Raw genomic sequence first — 15,973 nt, 5'->3', positions numbered from 1 at the left:
CCTCGGGAGCGTGATCTGACAACTTTGACACTCAAGAATCGACACGGTGAGCCGGTGCCCGGCGACACCGAGGTGCACAGCATCACGGACGCCGCCACTGCGCATTCCGCAGAGATGCGGCAGCGCATGATCAAGTACGCCGTGGCAATGGGTATCCGCATGGTGTGCCTGATCCTGGTCTTCGTACTGGACGGCTGGTGGCGGCTGCTTCCAATCATTGGTGCCGTGTTCCTGCCGTGGGTCGCGGTGGTGATCGCCAATGGAGGCGACACGGCCGAGATCCACAGCGACTCGCTCCTGGATAACGCGCCGCTGGCTGAACTTGAGGGTCAAGTGTCTTCGGCCGGTTCGACCGGCGGGGCGGATTCCGGCGCTGAAGGTCCGGATCGGGACGATCCGTCCATGGTGCTGCTGCAGGGCGAACTCATCGATGATGAAGAAGACGATAACGACGAGGACGACGAGGACGACGAGGACGACAATGAAAACCAGAGACGGGCTGCTTCATGAACCTCTTTGATCTGGCCGGCACCGCCGGGACGGCGGACCAGGCCGCTGCCGTCGGCGTGCTCTGTTCGCGGAAGGCCTGCCGTGCCGACGCCGAGTGTCAACTGTTGTGGAACAACCCGAAAATCCATACCCCGGAGCGGCGGAAGATCTGGATGGCCTGTGGGGACCACCGGGAGTGGCTCGAGGACTACCTGCAGACCCGCGGGCTCTGGAAAGACACCGTCGCCCTCGACGTTTCCGGCAAGGTCAGCTGAATGTACCGTTTTCTGTTCTCGAGGAAATGGCTCGGGTACCTGCTCCTGGCCGCGATCTTCGCCGCAGCCTGCGTCGGGCTCGGCCGGTGGCAAATGGACCGCCGGGCGGAGACCCTCGCAGAAATCAACCGTGTGGTGTCGAACTACACCGCTGATCCGGTCCCGTTCGCCGCTGTCCGGGAACAATTCGCCTCGCTCGACGCCGAGCGTGAGTGGACGCCCGTGGAACTGCGCGGCAGCTACCTTGTTTCCGACCAGCGGATCGTCCGCAACAGGCCCCTCAACGGCCAGCCCGGCTACGAAGTCGTGGTGCCGTTCCGGCTGGACAGCGGCGAAACGGTGGTTGTCGACCGTGGCTGGCTGCCCATCGGGAACAACACTCCCGGCCGTCCCGATTCGGTCCCCGCACCGCCCACGGGGACGGTGACGGTGGTGGCCCGCCTGAAGCCTGCCGAACCGCAACTGCAGCGTGGCGCCCCGGAAGGCCAGCTGGCGTCGATTGATCTCGGGTCCTATTCAGCCGACCTGGGCTACCCTCTGCTGACGGGCGCCTACGGTCAACTGGCGTCCGAAAGCCCGTCCGTTTCCGACATGCCGTTCCCCTTCCCCATGCCGTCCACGGTAGAGGGAACCCACTTGTCCTATTCGCTGCAGTGGTTCGCGTTCGGGGTCCTGATGTTTATTGGTTTCGGCTACGCGGCCCGGCAGCAGGCCCGGAATGCGGCGATCGACGCGGAGGATGCTGAGCTTGCTGCGGAGGACGGCCTGGTTCTCCACTCGAGCGGACCAGCGGTACGGCGTCAAGCGGCCCCGCGGAAGCGCCGGCAGGCGACCGCGGAGGAAGAGGAAGATGCCATCCTGGATGCCCAGGGGTACTGACGGGCGATGCTGGTGACCCTGGAGCCGGTCGCCAACGTCAGGAGTGCACTGGTCGCAGCCGGCGCCGCGGACACCGTGCGGATCTTAGCCACGGAAGTCCCGACGGCGGCCGCCGCGGCTTCCGCGCTGGGCTGCGCCGTCGCCGCCGTCACCAACAGCCTCGTGTTCGACCTCAACGGCGCGCCCCTGCTGATCCTTGCCAGCGGCGCCGCCAAAGTCGACGTCGTCCTGGTCGCGGCCCGGCTGGGCACCGGAAGAATCCGCCGTGCCACGCCCGGCTTCGTGCTCGAACACACCGGCCAGGCGATCGGCGGTGTCGCCCCGCTGGGCCATCCGGCGCGGATCCGCACCATCCTGGACAGCTCGCTCGCCGGGCACCCCGTCCTGTGGGCCGGTGCCGGAGACCACCACGCCATGTTTTCCATCGGCTACCGGGAGCTGCAAAGAATCACGGGCGCCGAGGAAATGCCGGTCCGCTGACCGGCCGCCGGTTCTGTCCGGCACGCAATTGGCGTGCCCGGGACGCCCGGGGCACATCGCCGGCTGCTACGCCAGTGTGATCAGGTCCAGGTAGTCCTCGTTCCAGAGGTCCTCGTCGCCGTCGGGCAGCAGTACAACACGCTCCGGGTTCAAGGCCTCTACGGCACCCTCGTCGTGGCTGACCAGAACGACGGCGCCGGTGTAGTTGCTGAGGGCGCCGAGGATTTCGGCGCGGCTGGCGGGGTCAAGGTTGTTGGTCGGCTCGTCGAGGAGCAGCACATTCGCGCTGGAGGCAACGATCGTGGCCAACGCCAGACGGGTCTTCTCGCCACCTGAGAGCACACCGGCAGGCTTGTCGACGTCGTCGCCGGAGAACAGGAAGGAGCCCAGAATGTTGCGCACTTCCGCGTCGTTCATATCCGGGGCCGAGGAGCGCATGTTCTGCAGAACGGTCCGGTCGACGTCGAGCGTCTCGTGCTCCTGGGCGTAGTAGCCGACCTTCAGACCGTGGCCGGGGACGACTTCGCCGGTGTCGGGTTTGTCGACGCCGGCCAGCATCCGCAGCAGGGTTGTTTTGCCGGCGCCGTTGAGGCCCAGGATGACCACCTTGGAGCCGCGGTCGATGGCGAGGTCCACGTTGGTGAAGATTTCCAGGGAGCCGTAGGACTTGCTGAGCCCCTCGGCCGTGAGCGGGGTCTTCCCGCAGGGGGACGGATCCGGGAAGCGCAGCGCTGCGACACGGTCGGTGGCACGCACGGCTTCGAGGCCGCCCAGGAGCCGCTCGGCCCGCTTGGCCATGTTCTGTGCCGCGACGGCTTTGGTGGCCTTGGCGCGCATCTTATTGGCCTGGTCGATGAGGACCTGCGCCTTCTTCTCGGCGTTGGCACGTTCCCGCTTGCGGGCGCGCTCGTCTGTTTCGCGCTGGGTCAGGTAGCGCTTCCAGTCCATGTTGTAGAAGTCGATCTTGGCCCGGTTGGGGTCGAGCAGGAACACCTTGTTGACAGTTGCCTGGAGCAGCTCCGTGTCGTGGCTGATCACGATCAGCCCGCCCTGGTGGTTCTTCAGGAAGTCCCGGAGCCAGGCGATGGAGTCGGCGTCGAGGTGGTTGGTGGGCTCATCGAGCAGCATGGTTTCGGCATCGGAGTACAGGATGCGGGCGAGCTCGACGCGCCGGCGCTGGCCGCCGGACAGGGTCCTGAGCGGCTGGTTCAGCAGTCGGTCCGGAAGCGCCAGGTTCGAGCAGATCGCCGCGGCCTCGGCTTCGGCCGCATAGCCGCCGCCCGCCAGGAACTCGGACTCGAGCCGGTCATACCGGTTCATCGCCTTGCGCTGGACCTCAGCGTCCTCGCTGGCCATATCCTCATGCGCCTGCCGGAGCTTTCCGACGGCAATGTCCAGGCCTCGGGCCGAAAGAATCCGGTCGCGGGCCAGCTGCTCCATATCCGGAGTGCGGGGATCCTGCGGCAGGTAGCCAATTTCTCCGCTGCGGGTAACCTTGCCGCCGGCAGGCAGGCCCTCGCCCGCGAGCACCCGGGTCAGCGTGGTTTTGCCTGCACCGTTCCGGCCCACAAGGCCGATCTTGTCTCCCTTGTCGATCCGGAAGCTCACCTGGTCCATGAGGAGGCGGGCGCCGGCGCGCAGTTCGAGATCCTGGACGGTAATCAATGCAGGTAAGGCCTTTCACAACGGGGAACGTCACGGCGCAGCGGATGGAGTCTGGAGGGCACCGGGACGGGGCGGCCGAGAGGACGGCCGTTCCCAGTCTACCGGCACCGTTCCCCACGGATGACAAGGACCCCGGGTCAGGCGGCTGTCGTACCCGGTCGGCTGCCACCATCCATGGACGGCTGGCACCCTCCGCGGTCCCGGTCCGGTCCCGGTCCCGCGGCCGGAGCGGCCCCTTGGCGACGTCCTCCAGAATCCCGTGCGCCGGTTAGTTGCCCTCCTACAAAAACCCCGCCGCACCCCGGACGTAGAGTCGAAACAAAGCACTTATCCCTCCAGCATTCGACAGGACCATCATGACTTCAACGAAACCCACCGTCGCCCCGCGGCCCGCCCGGCAACGCGACCGCTGGAATGCCACCGACCTCGGCCTGATCGCGGTTTTCGCCGCCCTCGTTGCGGGTTCCGCCCTCATCGCCGCGATCCCGGTCGGCGGTCTCGGCGTCCCCATCACGGTCCAGAGCCTGACCATCATCCTGACCGGACTCGCGCTGGGACCGGGCCGGGCCTTCGCCGCCGTCGGACTCTATGTGCTGCTCGGACTGGCCGGGCTGCCGATCTTCAGCGGCGGGCGCAGCGGGCTGGGCGTCCTGGCCGGCCCGTCGGCTGGCTACATCATCGGGTTCCCGTTGGCCGCGGCTGCCGCCGGCTGGCTCGCCGTCATCATCCTGCGGCGCACCGCCCGCAGTGGAAACCTCCGGGCGGTTCTGCTCTTTGGCGCCGCGATGATCAGCAGCATCGTCCTGATTCACGGGCTCGGCGTCCTGGGGCCTGGTGCTGAACGCCAAGATGGACCTGTCCAAGGCCTTCATCGCCGACCTCGCCTTCTACCCCGGTGACATCGTCAAAAACGTGCTCGCCGTCCCCATCGCGCTTGCCCTGCACAAGGCCTTCCCTGATCTGCTGTTGCGCCGCTCGAGGAAGGCTGACGTCCGCCCGTGAGCGGCATCATCCTGGACGGGGTCACGGTCCGGGTCGACGTTGACGGCCGTCCCGAGCCGAAGACCCTGCTTCAGGACGTGTCCCTTGAGCTGACGGAGCAGAGGATTGGGGTGATCGGCGCCAACGGATCGGGCAAATCGACGCTGCTGCGGCTCCTCAACGGTCTGGTTCTGCCCAGCACCGGCACGGTCACCGTGGACGGTTACACCACAGCCGGGGCCGTGCGGGATGTCCGGCGCCGTGTGGGTTTCGTGTTCACGGATCCGCTGTCCCAGCTCGTGATGCCGTCTGGCCGGGAGGATGTGGAGCTTTCCTTGCGGCGTTCAGTGCGGAACCCCCGGGAGCGGCGGAACCGCGCAGAAGCCGCGCTGGACCGCTTCGGCCTGCTCCCGCTGGCGGACCAGAGTATTTACGAGCTATCCGGCGGCGAACGCCAACTCCTGGCCCTCGCCGCTGTCCTCGCGGTGGACCCGGACATCCTGGTCCTGGATGAGCCATCCACGCTGCTGGACCTGCGGAACCGCGAACTGCTGCGCAGGACCCTCAGGGGACTCAGCCAGCAGGTTATCCTGTCCACCCACGACCTTGACCTCGCCCTGGACCTGGACCGTGTCCTGGTGATCGACAGCGGGACAGTGGCGTTCGACGGCGCGGCCGCCGACGCCGTCGCGCATTACCGGGCGCTGTGCGGAGCGGCGCTGCCGTTTCCGGGACGTGAAACGCGGCGGGAAGCAGATCGGGAAAAACTGCCGGACACGCTGAGGGAACCGCAATGAGCGGTCACGGCTTCCTGCTGGCGAACTACGCGCCCGGAGCCTCGGCTGTGCACCGGGCGCCCCTGTGGCTGAAGTTCCTGCTGGTGCTCGGCTGCGGAATGGCGTCTTTCCTCGTGGTCAACTGGCTCGTGGCGGCCGGAGTTTTGGGCCTGCTGTGCGCGGTATTCCTGGCCAGCGGGGCCGGAACCGTCCGGCTGTTCCGCGCCGTCCGCCCCGCGTTGCCGGTACTGCTGGCGATCGGAGTGTTCCAGTGGTGGCAAATCGGCGCCCCCGACGCCGCGCGGATTGTGCTGAATGTCCTGGTCTGCATTGTGGCGGCATCGATCCTCACTGCGACGACGCCGGTGCAGCGCCTGCTTGACGGGGTCGCGTCCCTTGCCGGACCGTTCCGGCGCTTCGGCGCGGACCCGGAGCGCTTCGCGTTGACCATCGCCATCATGCTCCGCAGCATCCCCTTTATTGCCGGCGCGTTTGCCGATGTACGCGATTCGGCCCGGGCGCGGGGTTTGGAACGGAACCCGAGGGCGCTGGTCCTGCCCGTGTTCATCACCACGGTCGCGTTCGCCCGCCAGACCGGCGAGGGCCTTGGCTGCCCGCGGCCTGGGCGACGCCGAAGACCAGGACAGCTGAGCCCCGCCACGGGACATGCCCTCCGCTGCCCCGGAGCACTGGACATATGAGCTAAGTGCCCGGTGGCTGAGCTAAAGAATGAGCATGTCCCCCGCGGGAACAATCTGCCCGCACGGCGATGCTCCACCCCGCCACGGGACATGCCCTCCGCTGCCCCGGAGCACTGGGCATATGGCCTAAGTGCTCGGTCGCTGAGCCAAAGAATGAGCATGTCCCTCCGGGGAGCCGGAAGGACGCTCATCGAGAAGGCAATACCGCAGCAAGGCCGCGGTGCCCATGCCTCCGGCGATGCTGATCATGGCCAGGGCCAACTGGCCGTCCTCCCGGTCCCGTCGTGCCTGCGCGAGCAGCCTTGTCACCAGAACGGCCCCGGAGGCACCGTAGGCGTGCCCAAGTGCCAGCGCCCCGCCGTCTTGGTTGGCCTGCTCCGGGGCAATGCCCAACTGGTCCAGGCAGGCGAGGGTCTGGGAGGCGAACGCCTCGTTGAACTCCACCAGGCCAAGCTCCGCGGCAGCAACGCCCTGCGCTGCCAGGAGCCGTTCGGCCGCTGCCGCCGCTCCGATCCCCAGCAGGGACGGCTCCACCCCGGCCGTGTCCGATCCGAGAACCAGCAGGCCGTCACCGGCACCAAGTTCCCGGGCGCGCGACAGCGAAGTGATGAGCACCGCGGCGGCCCCGTCCGCGTCAAAGCAGGAGTTCCCGGCCGTCACGCTTCCTCCCTCGGCAAAGACGGGAGGGAACCGGCCCATCAATGCCGCGGTAAGGCTGGCGCGCGGCCCGTCGTCGTTCCTGACGTCGCGGCTGCCACCGGCGTGATCCACGCTTTGGAGCGCCACGATCTCGTCGTCGAACGAACCGGCGGCAGCGGCGGCCAGGGCGCGGTGGTGGCTGCGTAGAGCCAATTCGTCCTGCCGTGCCCGGCTGATCCCGAAGTGCGCGGCGACGTTCTCGGCGGCCACACCCATGTCCGGGTCCCCCGTGGACGAAGGCGCAAACTGTGCCCGGGTAAAGAATTCCGGAGTGCCGTCGGCCGTGCGGTGGGCCCGGAGCGGCGCTGTGCTGATGCTCTCCACCCCGCCGGCCAAATAGAGGCCGTTGCCGCCGGCTGCGACGAGCCGGGAAGCCAGCACAATCGCATCCAGGCCCGACCCGCACTGACGGTCCACGGTGATCCCCGGGACGCTCGCAGGCAGCCCGGCCTCCAGCGCGGCCAACCGGGCGACATTGCCGCCGCCGCCTACCGCGTTGCCGATCACCACGTCTGTAACGGCGGCCGGAGGCAGGGTGCCGCCGTCGGGCAAGTTAAGGAGGCTGCAGAGCACGGGTGCCAGCAGCCGGTGCGCCGGCAGCGACTTCAGGGCACCGCCGGCGCGGCAGATCGGCGTCCGCCGCGCCGCAATGATGACGGGCTGCCGGTCCTCGGGCAGGAGAAGCCCGGGCAGAAGGGCCCCGGAGCCATGGCTTCTCCGGACGGCGTTCCGGACAGGCTCAGCCAAGACGCCGAATTCTCTGATCGTTGGAGCCGATCCAGTCGAGCAGGAGCTGCCGGCTGATTTTGCCCCGGTCCGTCAGCGGAAGCTCAGTCAGGGCGAAGTACTCCAGCGGGCGTTTGGCCCGTGTCAGAACCTCCGCGACACCGGCCTTTAGCTGCGTGGCCGTCAGCCCGCCGTGCGAGGGCAGGACCGCAGCGACCACCCGCTGGCCGCGGACGTCGTCATCCTGCCCGGCCGCGACGACTGCAGCGACGCCGGGAACAGACGCCAGAGCGAGCTCCACCTCGTGCGGATAGACGTTCGTGCCGGCGGTCACGATCATGTCGGCACGGCGGCCCAGGATATGGAGGATGCCGCCCGACAGGTAACCCTGGTCTCCCACGGTGTACCAGCCGGAGAAGCACCGCAGCGCCTGGCCGTCGTCGCCCCAGAGGTAACCGTCGCTGACCATGCCGCTGCGAATACAGATGTTTCCATCACGGCCCTCCGGAACCGGAGCTCCGGCGTCGTCGAGGATTCTGATTTCGACGCCGGGAAACGGCAGTCCCAGGCCGGTGCCTGCGGGCTCGGGAGCCTCACCGGGCGACAGCCCGGCGCCAGCAACGAAACTGAGCTCGGAGGCGCCGTAGTACTCATAGATGACCGCGTTCGGTGCCCACCTGCGGGCAGCCTCCACGGTCCGGGCGTCCAATTTGGAACCGGCGCAGATGATGCTGCGGATTCCGGAAGCATCCACGCCGCCGGTGAGGCCGCGCTCGCTGAGCAGCCTCAGCATCGTGGGAACCAGCACCAGCCGGGTGATGCCGTCGTGGCTGACAGCGGAGTGGGCGTCGCCGACGTCGAAGTGTTCCAGCGTGTGGAACTCCGCGCCGGCGTAGAGGCACTCGGCCAGGGCGTACAGGTTCAGGCTGGCCGCGAGGGGGCCAGGGGCCAGTGTCTTGTCCTCGGGGGTCAGCCCGAAGAATTCGATCGACGCCTCAAAGGACTCGCGCCAGGACCGCCTCGTGCGGGTAAAAGCCTTGGGGACCGATGTGGTGCCGGACGTCAGGCCGATCAGGAACGTCGTCCCGGGCGGCCCGTCGGCAAGCCCGTCGCCCCGCGCCGAAGGTCCGGGAACCGCAGCGGGCACCGTCGCGGCGATCCGGGCCGCGATTCCATCCTTCAGCAGAGTCGGCCAGTCCGGGTCCAGCACAGCGCATTGCCGTTCCCCCGCGACGGCGGCGGCGAACCTGACGACGAATCCCGGGGAATTACCCTCCGCCAGCACGGTGACACCGGGCGCCGCAGGCACCAGCGACGCGGCCGCGTCGCGAAGCCCGGACCAGCTCAGGCGCTGCCCGGCGACGACGACGGCGGAACCGTCGGGGCGTTCATCGGCCCAGCGCTGAAGTCGGTCAAGGAATGGCATCAAATCAACTTTAGCGGCGGGTGGCGTCGCCGCGGGCGGCACGCGATATTGTGACAGCATGAGTTTCAATGACAATGCGCAGCTGGATCCGTCTCAGGTCCAGGACCGGCGCGGCGTGGGCCGCGGCACCAAGATCGGCGGCGGCATCGGCGGCGGCGTCATCCTGCTGATCGCTGCCCTGTTCGGTATCAACCCGCAGCTGCTCGAAGGCCTGGCCGGTGCTGTGCAGGAACCGCCCGCGCAGAGTCAGGGTTCAGCGCCTGCCTGTGACACCGGCGCCGACGCTGACGCCCGGCTGGACTGCCGGATCGTGGGTACCGTCAACAGCCTGAACGCGTTCTGGCCCGACTACCTGGCCCAGTACAACCGGGACTACCCGCGGCCGGAGACCGTGATCTTCACCGGTGGCACCAACACCGGCTGCGGCTCAGCGACGTCGGCCGTGGGTCCGTTCTACTGCCCGGCTGACACCACGGCTTATTTTGACCCGGGATTCTTCCAGGAGCTTGTGGACCGGTTCGGCTCCTCCGGCGGACCGCTGGCGCAGGAGTACGTCGTCGCGCACGAATTCGGGCACCACGTCCAGAATGTGCTCGGAACCCTGGATCAGGCCCAGCAGGATCCGCAGGGCCCGGCATCGGGTGCCGTCCGGGTCGAGCTCCAGGCCGACTGCTACGCCGGGTTGTGGGTCCACCACGCCACGACCCAGCCCGACCCGAAGACCGGACTCCCGTTCCTGGATCCGCTCACGGAGAAGGACATCCAGGACGCACTCTCGGCCGCATCAGCCGTGGGCGACGACCGGATTCAGGAGGCCGCCACCGGCCGCGTCAGCCCGGAAGCGTGGACGCACGGTTCCAGCGAGCAGCGGCAGAAATGGTTCTACCAGGGCTACACGTCCGGTGACATCAACCAGTGCGACACGTTCGCCGTCGCGACCCCCTAATTCCTTTAGTCAACGCCAGGGTGGCGGGTTGGCGGCGATGATTTCCGGCGTGAGGATCATCCCGCCGAAGTCGGCGCGGGCCTTGGCGAGTGTTTGCGGGTCCGGGTCGATCGTGGCGTACCAGGGTGCCAGCTCTTTGGCCTGGACGAGGTGTTTGCCTCCGCCGAGGGGTTGACGAAGGCCGTGACCTGGCGCGGCGCCCAGAGATCACCGTTCAGCCAGTCGGGTATAAACGCCTCCGGGGCCGCTGTCACCTTCCGTGACAGCCTGGCCTCCTGCAAGTGCCGGGCGAAGACATCGAACCAGGCGCGCACGCCCTCCTCGGGCCCAGCCCGGCTCATCAGGGCCACTGGCCCGGCGTCGGAATCGGAAACTCCCTCGGTGAAGACGTCCGCGCCCCACCCGGCGTCCTCGACCGCCTTGTTGGCCACCTCGACCGCCGTCTCCACCGCGTCCAGGACCTCCTTGGAACCGCGGGGCCGGAACTGCAGCCACAGCTCCTCATACTGGGCCTTCCGCCAGGCCCGCGAAGACGCACCCCACACCACCTCAACACCAGGCTCCGGCATCTACCGCACCCATCGATGCACAACAACGACGCCGGCCGGTCACCTTCGCTGAGAAGGTGACCGGCCGGCGTCGGACAATCGTTGTGCGGAAACAGTCTAGATGTTGAAGCCGAGGGCGCGCATCTGGTCGCGGCCGTCTTCGGTGATCCGTTCCGGCCCCCACGGCGGCATCCAGACCCAGTTGAGGCGCCATTCGTCCACGACACCGTCCATGGCCTGGCCGACCTGCTCCTCGATCACATCGGTAAGCGGGCACGCGGCCGTGGTGAGTGTCATGTCGATCAGCAGGGCGCCGTCGTCGTCCGAATATTTCAGACCGTACAGCAGGCCCAGATCAACGATGTTGACGCCGAGTTCCGGGTCGATCACATCCTTGAGTGCCTCTTCGACATCCTCGAGGCCCGTCCGGGCCACATTCGTTTCGGTCATGACTCAGTCCTAACTAGGCCTGTGCTGCAGCGTCGGCGGCAGCGATGGTGGCGGCTCCGGCGCCCTTGGCGTAGCGGTCGTAGCCTTCTTCTTCGAGACGGTCAGCCAGTTCGGGGCCGCCCTCTTCGACGACCTGGCCGTCAACGAACACGTGCACGAATTCCGGCTTGATGTAACGCAGGATCCGGGTGTAGTGCGTGATGAGCAGGGTGCCCATGTTGCCTTCGGCGTGGGCGCGGTTGACGCCTTCGGAGACGACCTTGAGCGCGTCGACGTCGAGTCCGGAGTCGGTCTCGTCGAGGATGGCGAACCGGGGCTTGAAGAGCTCAAGCTGAAGGATCTCGACGCGCTTCTTTTCGCCGCCGGAGAAGCCCTCGTTGACGTTGCGCTGCGTGAAGTCCGCATCGATGCGCAGCTTGGCCATAGCGGCCTTGACGTCCTTGGTCCAGGTCCGCAGCTTGGGTGCTTCGCCGTCGATGGCAGTCTTGGCGGTGCGCAGGAAGTTGGTCATGCTGACGCCGGGGACCTCTACCGGGTACTGCATGGCCAGGAACAGGCCGGCGCGGGCGCGCTCGTCCACGCTCATGGCGAGGACGTCTTCGCCGTCGAGCGTGATGGTGCCCGACGTGACGTTGTAGCGCGGGTGTCCGGCGATGGTGGAGGCCAGCGTGGACTTGCCGGAGCCGTTGGGGCCCATGATGGCGTGCGTTTCGCCGGTCCTGATCGTCAGGCTGACGCCCTTCAGGATTTCCTTGGTGCCCTGCTCGGTGTCAATGCTGACGTGCAGGTCCTTGATCTCAAGAGTAGACATATGTCTTGTTCTCCTCTGCGCCGTGCCCTCCGGCACGGTGCGGTTTCTTGTCGATAAGTTCTATGATGCGGGTGCTGGCGGCGCCGGGGGCCCGGGCGGTCAGCTGAAGTTCGGGGCGTCGGCACCGTTCAGGATGGTGGTGACGTCCACGTAGACCTCATCTCCCTCAATGGTGACGGCAAAGACCGGAACCGGGTCATAGGCCGGCAGCTGAAGCGGCGCGCCGCTGCGCAGGTCGAACTGGGAGCCGTGCCCCCAGCACTCGATGGCACAGCCCTCCACCTCGCCTTCGGACAGCGAGATGTCCGCATGCGAGCAGGTGTCACCGATGGCGTGGATCTCACCCATCGAGTCCCGGACGACGGCTACGGGGTAGTCATCGATCAGGATCCGCAACGCCTGTTTGACCTGGATCTCACTGGCGTTGCAGACCAGCTCGCCTTTTGGCTGTTCAGTCATCTGATGGTTCCGTGTTCCCTAGTGCTGCGCACTAGTTGTTCGTTGCCGCGAGTTCGCGCTCGACGGCGGCCGTGAGTCGCTCTTCGATGGCCGGGACCCTGATCTGCTGGATGATCTCGTTCAGGAATCCGCGCACTACGAGCCGGCGGGCGACGTCTTCGGGGATGCCGCGGGCCATCAGGTAGAACAGGTGCTGGTCATCGAAACGGCCGGTGGCGCTGGCATGGCCGGCGCCGGCGATCAGGCCGGTCTCGATTTCCAGGTTCGGCACCGAGTCGGCGCGGGCGCCGTCGGTCAGGACCAGATTGCGGTTCGCTTCGTACGTGTCGGTGCCTTCTGCTTCCTTGCGGATCAGAACGTCACCCACCCACACGGTGTGCGCGTTGCGGCCCTGCAGTGCGCCCTTGTACAGGACATTGGACTTGCAGTTCGGCACGGCATGGTCCACAAACAGGCGCTGCTCAAGGTGCTGGCCGGCGTCGGCGAAGTACAGCCCGAACATTTCAACCTCGGCGCCCGGGGCAGTGAAGCGTGCCGACGGCGTGACCCGCACGACGTCGCCGCCGAGGCTGACGACGATGTGCTTGAACTTCGCGTCGCGGCCAAGCTTGACCTGCTGGGAGGACGCGTGAACGGAGTCGTCCGTCCACTCCTGCAACGAGATGACCGTCAGTTCAGCGCCGTCTTCGACGACCATTTCCACGTTTTCCGAGACAACGGCGGTGCCCTGGTGATCCAGGACGACGACGGCCTTGGAGAACTTCTCCGCCACAATGACAATGTGCTGTGCCGTTGCCTCGGTGCCCTGGCCGGTCAGCAGGACGCTGACCTCGGCCTCGGCGTGGACTTCAGCGGGCACGGTGATGACCGTGGCCTCGGCGAAGTTCTCCCAGGCGTTCGCGGAGACGCGGTCCTCGGGGATGCCGGCGGAGCCGATCCGCTTGTCGCCACGGCCGACGGTTTCGACCCTGACGGTCTCGGGTGCGGTGACGTCAACGGCCGGAGCCGCGCCGCCGAGGACGTCAGTGTGTAGTCCGCGCAGACGCTTCAGCGGAGTGAAGCGCCAGTCCTCTTCCATCCCGGTCAACGGCTTGAAGTCAGCCAGGTTGTAGGACGTGAGGCGCCCGGCGCGTGAGCTGTCCGGAACCCCGACGCCGCCGCCGTGCGAGTGACGCTTGACCACGTCGCCGGTCAGCGGGGACTTGGAATCCGCCGAGTTCAGCGGCGAAAGGCTCTCGCCTTCCTCGGTGAAACCGTTGATAAACGGCTGGGACGAGGGCGCGCCGATGCGGGCCTTTTCAGTAGTGATGTCAGTCATTAACCGACCGATCCTTCCATCTGCAGTTCAATCAGGCGGTTCAGCTCGAGGGCGTATTCCATCGGCAGCTCGCGGGCGATCGGCTCGATGAAGCCACGGACGATCATCGCCATGGCTTCGTCTTCGCGCATGCCGCGGGACATCAGGTAGAACAGCTGTTCCTCGCTGACGCGCGAGACCGTGGCCTCGTGGCCCATGGTGACGTCGTCTTCACGGATGTCAATGTACGGGTACGTGTCCGAGCGGCTGATGGTGTCCACCAGGAGCGCGTCGCAGCGGACCGTGTTGGCCGAGTGCTTGGCACCTTCGCGGACCTGTACCAGGCCGCGGTAGGCGGCGCGGCCGCCGCCGCGGGCCACGGACTTGGAGACGATCGAGCTCTTGGTGTTGGGCGCGATGTGGACCATTTTGGAGCCGGTGTCCTGGTGCTGGCCTTCGCCGGCGAATGCGATGGACAAGGTCTCGCCCTTGGCGCCCTCGCCCACGAGGTAGACGGCCGGGTACTTCATGGTGACCTTGGAGCCGATGTTGCCATCGATCCACTCCATGGTGGCGCCCTCTTCGCAGATGGCGCGCTTGGTGACCAGGTTGTATACGTTGGTGGACCAGTTCTGGATCGTTGTGTAGCGGACGCGGGCGCCCTTCTTCACGATGATTTCCACCACGGCGGAGTGCAGCGAATCCGAGGTGTAGATCGGCGCGGTGCAGCCTTCGATGTAGTGGACGTAGGAGTCCTCGTCGGCGATGATCAGGGTGCGCTCGAACTGGCCCATATTTTCCGTGTTGATGCGGAAATACGCCTGCAGCGGGATGTCCACGTGGACGCCCTTGGGAACGTACACAAAGGACCCGCCGGACCATACGGCCGTGTTCAGCGAAGCGAACTTGTTGTCGCCGACCGGAATGATGGTGCCAAAGTATTCCTGGAAGATCTCCGGGTGCTCCCGCAGCGCGGTATCGGTATCCAGGAAGATGACGCCCTGCTGTTCCAGGTCCTCACGAATCTGGTGGTAGACAACCTCGGACTCGTACTGCGCGGCGACGCCGGAGACGAGGCGGCTGCGCTCGGCTTCCGGGATGCCCAGCTTTTCGTACGTGTTCCGGATGTCCTCGGGCAGGTCTTCCCAGGTCGCGGCCTGCTTCTCGGTGGACCGTACGAAGTACTTGATGTTGTCGAAGTCGATGCCCGACAGGTCCGCACCCCACGTGGGCATGGGCTTGCGGTCGAAGTACTTCAGGCCCTTGAGGCGGAGATCGAGCATCCATTGGGGCTCGCTCTTCTTGGCCGAAATGTCGCGGACGACTTCTTCGTTGATGCCTCGACGGGCATTGGCGCCGACGTCATTCTTGTCAGCCCAGCCGTACTCGTAGGTGCCGATTCCGTGGAGCTCGGGATTCTTTTCGAGAATTTCCGAAATCACAGTAGATTCAGCAACCGTCTTCTCTGATAGTTGGTCCGTCATCACGGCCTTTCTTGCAGATGGTTGGATACTTTGACCGAGGAGTCCGGGGTTGCGGGACCGTGAGGTCCCCTGGCCGCCGGGCGCCCAGTAGGTATGTGGGTGGTGCAGACATGCCCGCCGCGGGCGAGCGTGGACAGCCGCCGGACGTCGACGCCGACCAGCCGGGAAAAGAGCTCGGTCTCGACGTCGCAGAACACCGGGAACTGTGCCGCCAGGTGCTGGATGGGGCAGTGCCCCTGGCACAGCTGGACGCTGGAAAGAGCCGCCGGCAGCGGCGCCTTGGCCTCGATGGACTGCGCCGACGCCACGAAGCCGTCACGGCTCAGCGCCTCCGACAAGGCCTGGGCGCGGGCCGCGATGTCCGGGCCGGCCTGGTCAATTTCGGGTGCGTAGCGGCGTTCCATCTCCGCAAAACGCTCGACGGCGAACTGCCGGACTGCATCCGGTCCGGCCATTTCATCCAGGCGCCGGAGTGCGGAGGTTGCGATGTCCAGGTAGTCGTCACCGAGCGTGGACTGACCCTGGGAGCTGAGGACGTAGCGGCGGGCGGGACGCCCGGCGCCGGCTCCGGCCCGGTTGGCTTTCTTAACCTCGATGACGCCACGGCGCGAAAGTTGGTCCAGGTGGCGGCGCACGGCGGCGGGCGTGAAACCCAGCAGGTCACCAAGTTCGGCGGCACTGACCGGGCCATGTTCCAGCACCGCATTGAGGACACGGTCGCGGGTGCGTTCGTCAGCATCGTGCGGCTGGGCGGCACTCCCAGCCGGGGTTCCCGACGGCACCGGCACCTGCGGGGCGTCGGCCGACGTCCCGTGCGGGGAGCCGTGCGCAGAAAACCGCGCAGGCGTGGGGATACTCATGGAATACACAACACAATCATG

16 protein-coding genes and 2 pseudogenes are annotated in these 15,973 nt (G+C 66.8%); 8 read left to right on the top strand and 10 right to left on the bottom strand.

Translation table 11 applies throughout. The features are described 5' to 3' along the window. The first annotated feature begins 24 nt into the window (after nt 1–24). From KY499_RS02550 to KY499_RS02535, 4 genes are read left to right on the top strand one after another with little or no spacing between them, the layout of a single operon-like run. Nucleotides 25–510 (top strand): DUF3099 domain-containing protein, encoded by a 486-nt coding sequence (locus KY499_RS02550; RefSeq protein WP_375141115.1) that lies wholly within the window; start codon nt 25–27, stop codon nt 508–510. Next, complete coding sequence (locus KY499_RS02545; protein WP_219886138.1) at nt 507–764, top strand: hypothetical protein; 258 nt, start codon at nt 507–509, stop codon at nt 762–764. Before KY499_RS02550 ends, KY499_RS02545 begins: the two co-directional genes overlap by 4 nt. Then, a complete protein-coding gene (locus KY499_RS02540; RefSeq protein ID WP_123253499.1) occupies nt 765–1,643 on the top strand; it encodes an SURF1 family protein in 879 nt (292 codons plus the stop codon). A 6-nt stretch (nt 1,644–1,649) separates the two neighbouring features. Then, nucleotides 1,650–2,123 (top strand): YbaK/EbsC family protein, encoded by a 474-nt coding sequence (locus KY499_RS02535; RefSeq protein ID WP_123253498.1) that lies wholly within the window; start codon nt 1,650–1,652, stop codon nt 2,121–2,123. A gap of 66 nt (nt 2,124–2,189) precedes the next feature. Here the strand turns inward: KY499_RS02535 and KY499_RS02530 are convergent, their stop codons facing one another. Continuing rightward, nucleotides 2,190–3,788 (bottom strand): ABC-F family ATP-binding cassette domain-containing protein, encoded by a 1,599-nt coding sequence (locus KY499_RS02530; protein WP_219886137.1) that lies wholly within the window; start codon nt 3,786–3,788, stop codon nt 2,190–2,192. A gap of 356 nt (nt 3,789–4,144) precedes the next feature. Here KY499_RS02530 and KY499_RS02525 point away from each other — a divergent pair. From KY499_RS02525 to KY499_RS02515, 3 genes and pseudogenes are all read left to right on the top strand, one after another. Continuing rightward, a pseudogene (locus KY499_RS02525) lies at nt 4,145–4,790 on the top strand (biotin transporter BioY). Then, nucleotides 4,787–5,566 (top strand): energy-coupling factor ABC transporter ATP-binding protein, encoded by a 780-nt coding sequence (locus KY499_RS02520; RefSeq protein WP_123253495.1) that lies wholly within the window; start codon nt 4,787–4,789, stop codon nt 5,564–5,566. Before KY499_RS02525 ends, KY499_RS02520 begins: the two are co-directional and overlap by 4 nt. Beyond that, nucleotides 5,563–6,196 (top strand): annotated as a pseudogene (locus tag KY499_RS02515) (energy-coupling factor transporter transmembrane component T family protein). Before KY499_RS02520 ends, KY499_RS02515 begins: the two are co-directional and overlap by 4 nt. A gap of 176 nt (nt 6,197–6,372) precedes the next feature. Here the strand turns inward: KY499_RS02515 and KY499_RS02510 are convergent. After that, nucleotides 6,373–7,638 carry a thiolase family protein gene (locus KY499_RS02510; protein WP_219886897.1) on the bottom strand — a complete coding sequence of 422 codons (1,266 nt, stop codon included), beginning with the start codon at nt 7,636–7,638 and terminating at the stop codon, nt 6,373–6,375. A gap of 46 nt (nt 7,639–7,684) precedes the next feature. Continuing rightward, nucleotides 7,685–9,097 carry a class I adenylate-forming enzyme family protein gene (locus KY499_RS02505; RefSeq protein ID WP_219886136.1) on the bottom strand — a complete coding sequence of 471 codons (1,413 nt, stop codon included), beginning with the start codon at nt 9,095–9,097 and terminating at the stop codon, nt 7,685–7,687. Between the two features lie 58 nt (nt 9,098–9,155). Between KY499_RS02505 and KY499_RS02500 the strand changes: the two genes are divergently transcribed. Next, the gene (locus KY499_RS02500; protein WP_123253492.1) at nt 9,156–10,043 is read left to right on the top strand and encodes a neutral zinc metallopeptidase; all 888 of its coding nucleotides are present in this window, start codon (nt 9,156–9,158) and stop codon (nt 10,041–10,043) included. A 56-nt stretch (nt 10,044–10,099) separates the two neighbouring features. On the opposite strand, the gene KY499_RS02495 is transcribed toward KY499_RS02500, so the two are convergent. From KY499_RS02495 to KY499_RS02465, 7 genes are all read right to left on the bottom strand, one after another. Continuing rightward, on the bottom strand, nt 10,100–10,612 hold the full coding sequence (locus KY499_RS02495; protein WP_219886135.1) for a hypothetical protein: 513 nt from the start codon (nt 10,610–10,612) through the stop codon (nt 10,100–10,102). Nucleotides 10,613–10,708: 96 nt separating this feature from the next. Next, nucleotides 10,709–11,041 carry a metal-sulfur cluster assembly factor gene (locus tag KY499_RS02490; protein WP_219886134.1) on the bottom strand — a complete coding sequence of 111 codons (333 nt, stop codon included), beginning with the start codon at nt 11,039–11,041 and terminating at the stop codon, nt 10,709–10,711. Nucleotides 11,042–11,054: 13 nt separating this feature from the next. Continuing rightward, the gene (gene sufC, locus KY499_RS02485; protein ID WP_123253489.1) at nt 11,055–11,852 is read right to left on the bottom strand and encodes a Fe-S cluster assembly ATPase SufC; all 798 of its coding nucleotides are present in this window, start codon (nt 11,850–11,852) and stop codon (nt 11,055–11,057) included. 99 nt (nt 11,853–11,951) lie between these two features. Further along, nucleotides 11,952–12,311 carry a non-heme iron oxygenase ferredoxin subunit gene (locus KY499_RS02480; RefSeq protein ID WP_123253488.1) on the bottom strand — a complete coding sequence of 120 codons (360 nt, stop codon included), beginning with the start codon at nt 12,309–12,311 and terminating at the stop codon, nt 11,952–11,954. Between the two features lie 31 nt (nt 12,312–12,342). After that, the gene (gene sufD / locus KY499_RS02475; protein WP_123253487.1) at nt 12,343–13,629 is read right to left on the bottom strand and encodes a Fe-S cluster assembly protein SufD; all 1,287 of its coding nucleotides are present in this window, start codon (nt 13,627–13,629) and stop codon (nt 12,343–12,345) included. After that, nucleotides 13,629–15,092 (bottom strand): Fe-S cluster assembly protein SufB, encoded by a 1,464-nt coding sequence (gene sufB / locus KY499_RS02470; protein WP_123253486.1) that lies wholly within the window; start codon nt 15,090–15,092, stop codon nt 13,629–13,631. The genes sufD and sufB overlap by 1 nt, the downstream gene beginning before the upstream one ends. Beyond that, entirely contained in the window at nt 15,092–15,952 is an 861-nt protein-coding gene (locus tag KY499_RS02465; RefSeq protein WP_123253573.1) for a metalloregulator ArsR/SmtB family transcription factor, read from the bottom strand. The genes sufB and KY499_RS02465 overlap by 1 nt, the downstream gene beginning before the upstream one ends. Nucleotides 15,953–15,973: the final 21 nt, after the last annotated feature.

The organism is Arthrobacter sp. PAMC25284, assembly GCF_019443425.1.
Lineage (GTDB): Bacteria > Actinomycetota > Actinomycetes > Actinomycetales > Micrococcaceae > Arthrobacter > Arthrobacter oryzae_A.
Note: the sequence above shows the minus strand (reverse complement) of the source record. Positions and strands in the feature narration are given on the sequence as shown.

Excerpts from the sequence above, each read along its gene's own strand:
- KY499_RS02505 (WP_219886136.1), bottom strand. The coding sequence starts at position 9,097 with ATGCCATTCCTTGACCGACTTCAGCGCTGGGCCGATGAACGCCCCGAC.
- sufD (WP_123253487.1), bottom strand. The coding sequence starts at position 13,629 with ATGACTGACATCACTACTGAAAAGGCCCGCATCGGCGCGCCCTCGTCC.
- KY499_RS02500 (WP_123253492.1), top strand. The coding sequence starts at position 9,156 with ATGAGTTTCAATGACAATGCGCAGCTGGATCCGTCTCAGGTCCAGGAC.
- KY499_RS02535 (WP_123253498.1), top strand. The coding sequence starts at position 1,650 with ATGCTGGTGACCCTGGAGCCGGTCGCCAACGTCAGGAGTGCACTGGTC.
- sufC (WP_123253489.1), bottom strand. The coding sequence starts at position 11,852 with ATGTCTACTCTTGAGATCAAGGACCTGCACGTCAGCATTGACACCGAG.
- KY499_RS02465 (WP_123253573.1), bottom strand. The coding sequence starts at position 15,952 with ATGAGTATCCCCACGCCTGCGCGGTTTTCTGCGCACGGCTCCCCGCAC.
- KY499_RS02480 (WP_123253488.1), bottom strand. The coding sequence starts at position 12,311 with ATGACTGAACAGCCAAAAGGCGAGCTGGTCTGCAACGCCAGTGAGATC.
- KY499_RS02495 (WP_219886135.1), bottom strand. The coding sequence starts at position 10,612 with ATGCCGGAGCCTGGTGTTGAGGTGGTGTGGGGTGCGTCTTCGCGGGCC.
- KY499_RS02490 (WP_219886134.1), bottom strand. The coding sequence starts at position 11,041 with ATGACCGAAACGAATGTGGCCCGGACGGGCCTCGAGGATGTCGAAGAG.
- KY499_RS02545 (WP_219886138.1), top strand. The coding sequence starts at position 507 with ATGAACCTCTTTGATCTGGCCGGCACCGCCGGGACGGCGGACCAGGCC.
- sufB (WP_123253486.1), bottom strand. The coding sequence starts at position 15,092 with ATGACGGACCAACTATCAGAGAAGACGGTTGCTGAATCTACTGTGATT.
- KY499_RS02540 (WP_123253499.1), top strand. The coding sequence starts at position 765 with ATGTACCGTTTTCTGTTCTCGAGGAAATGGCTCGGGTACCTGCTCCTG.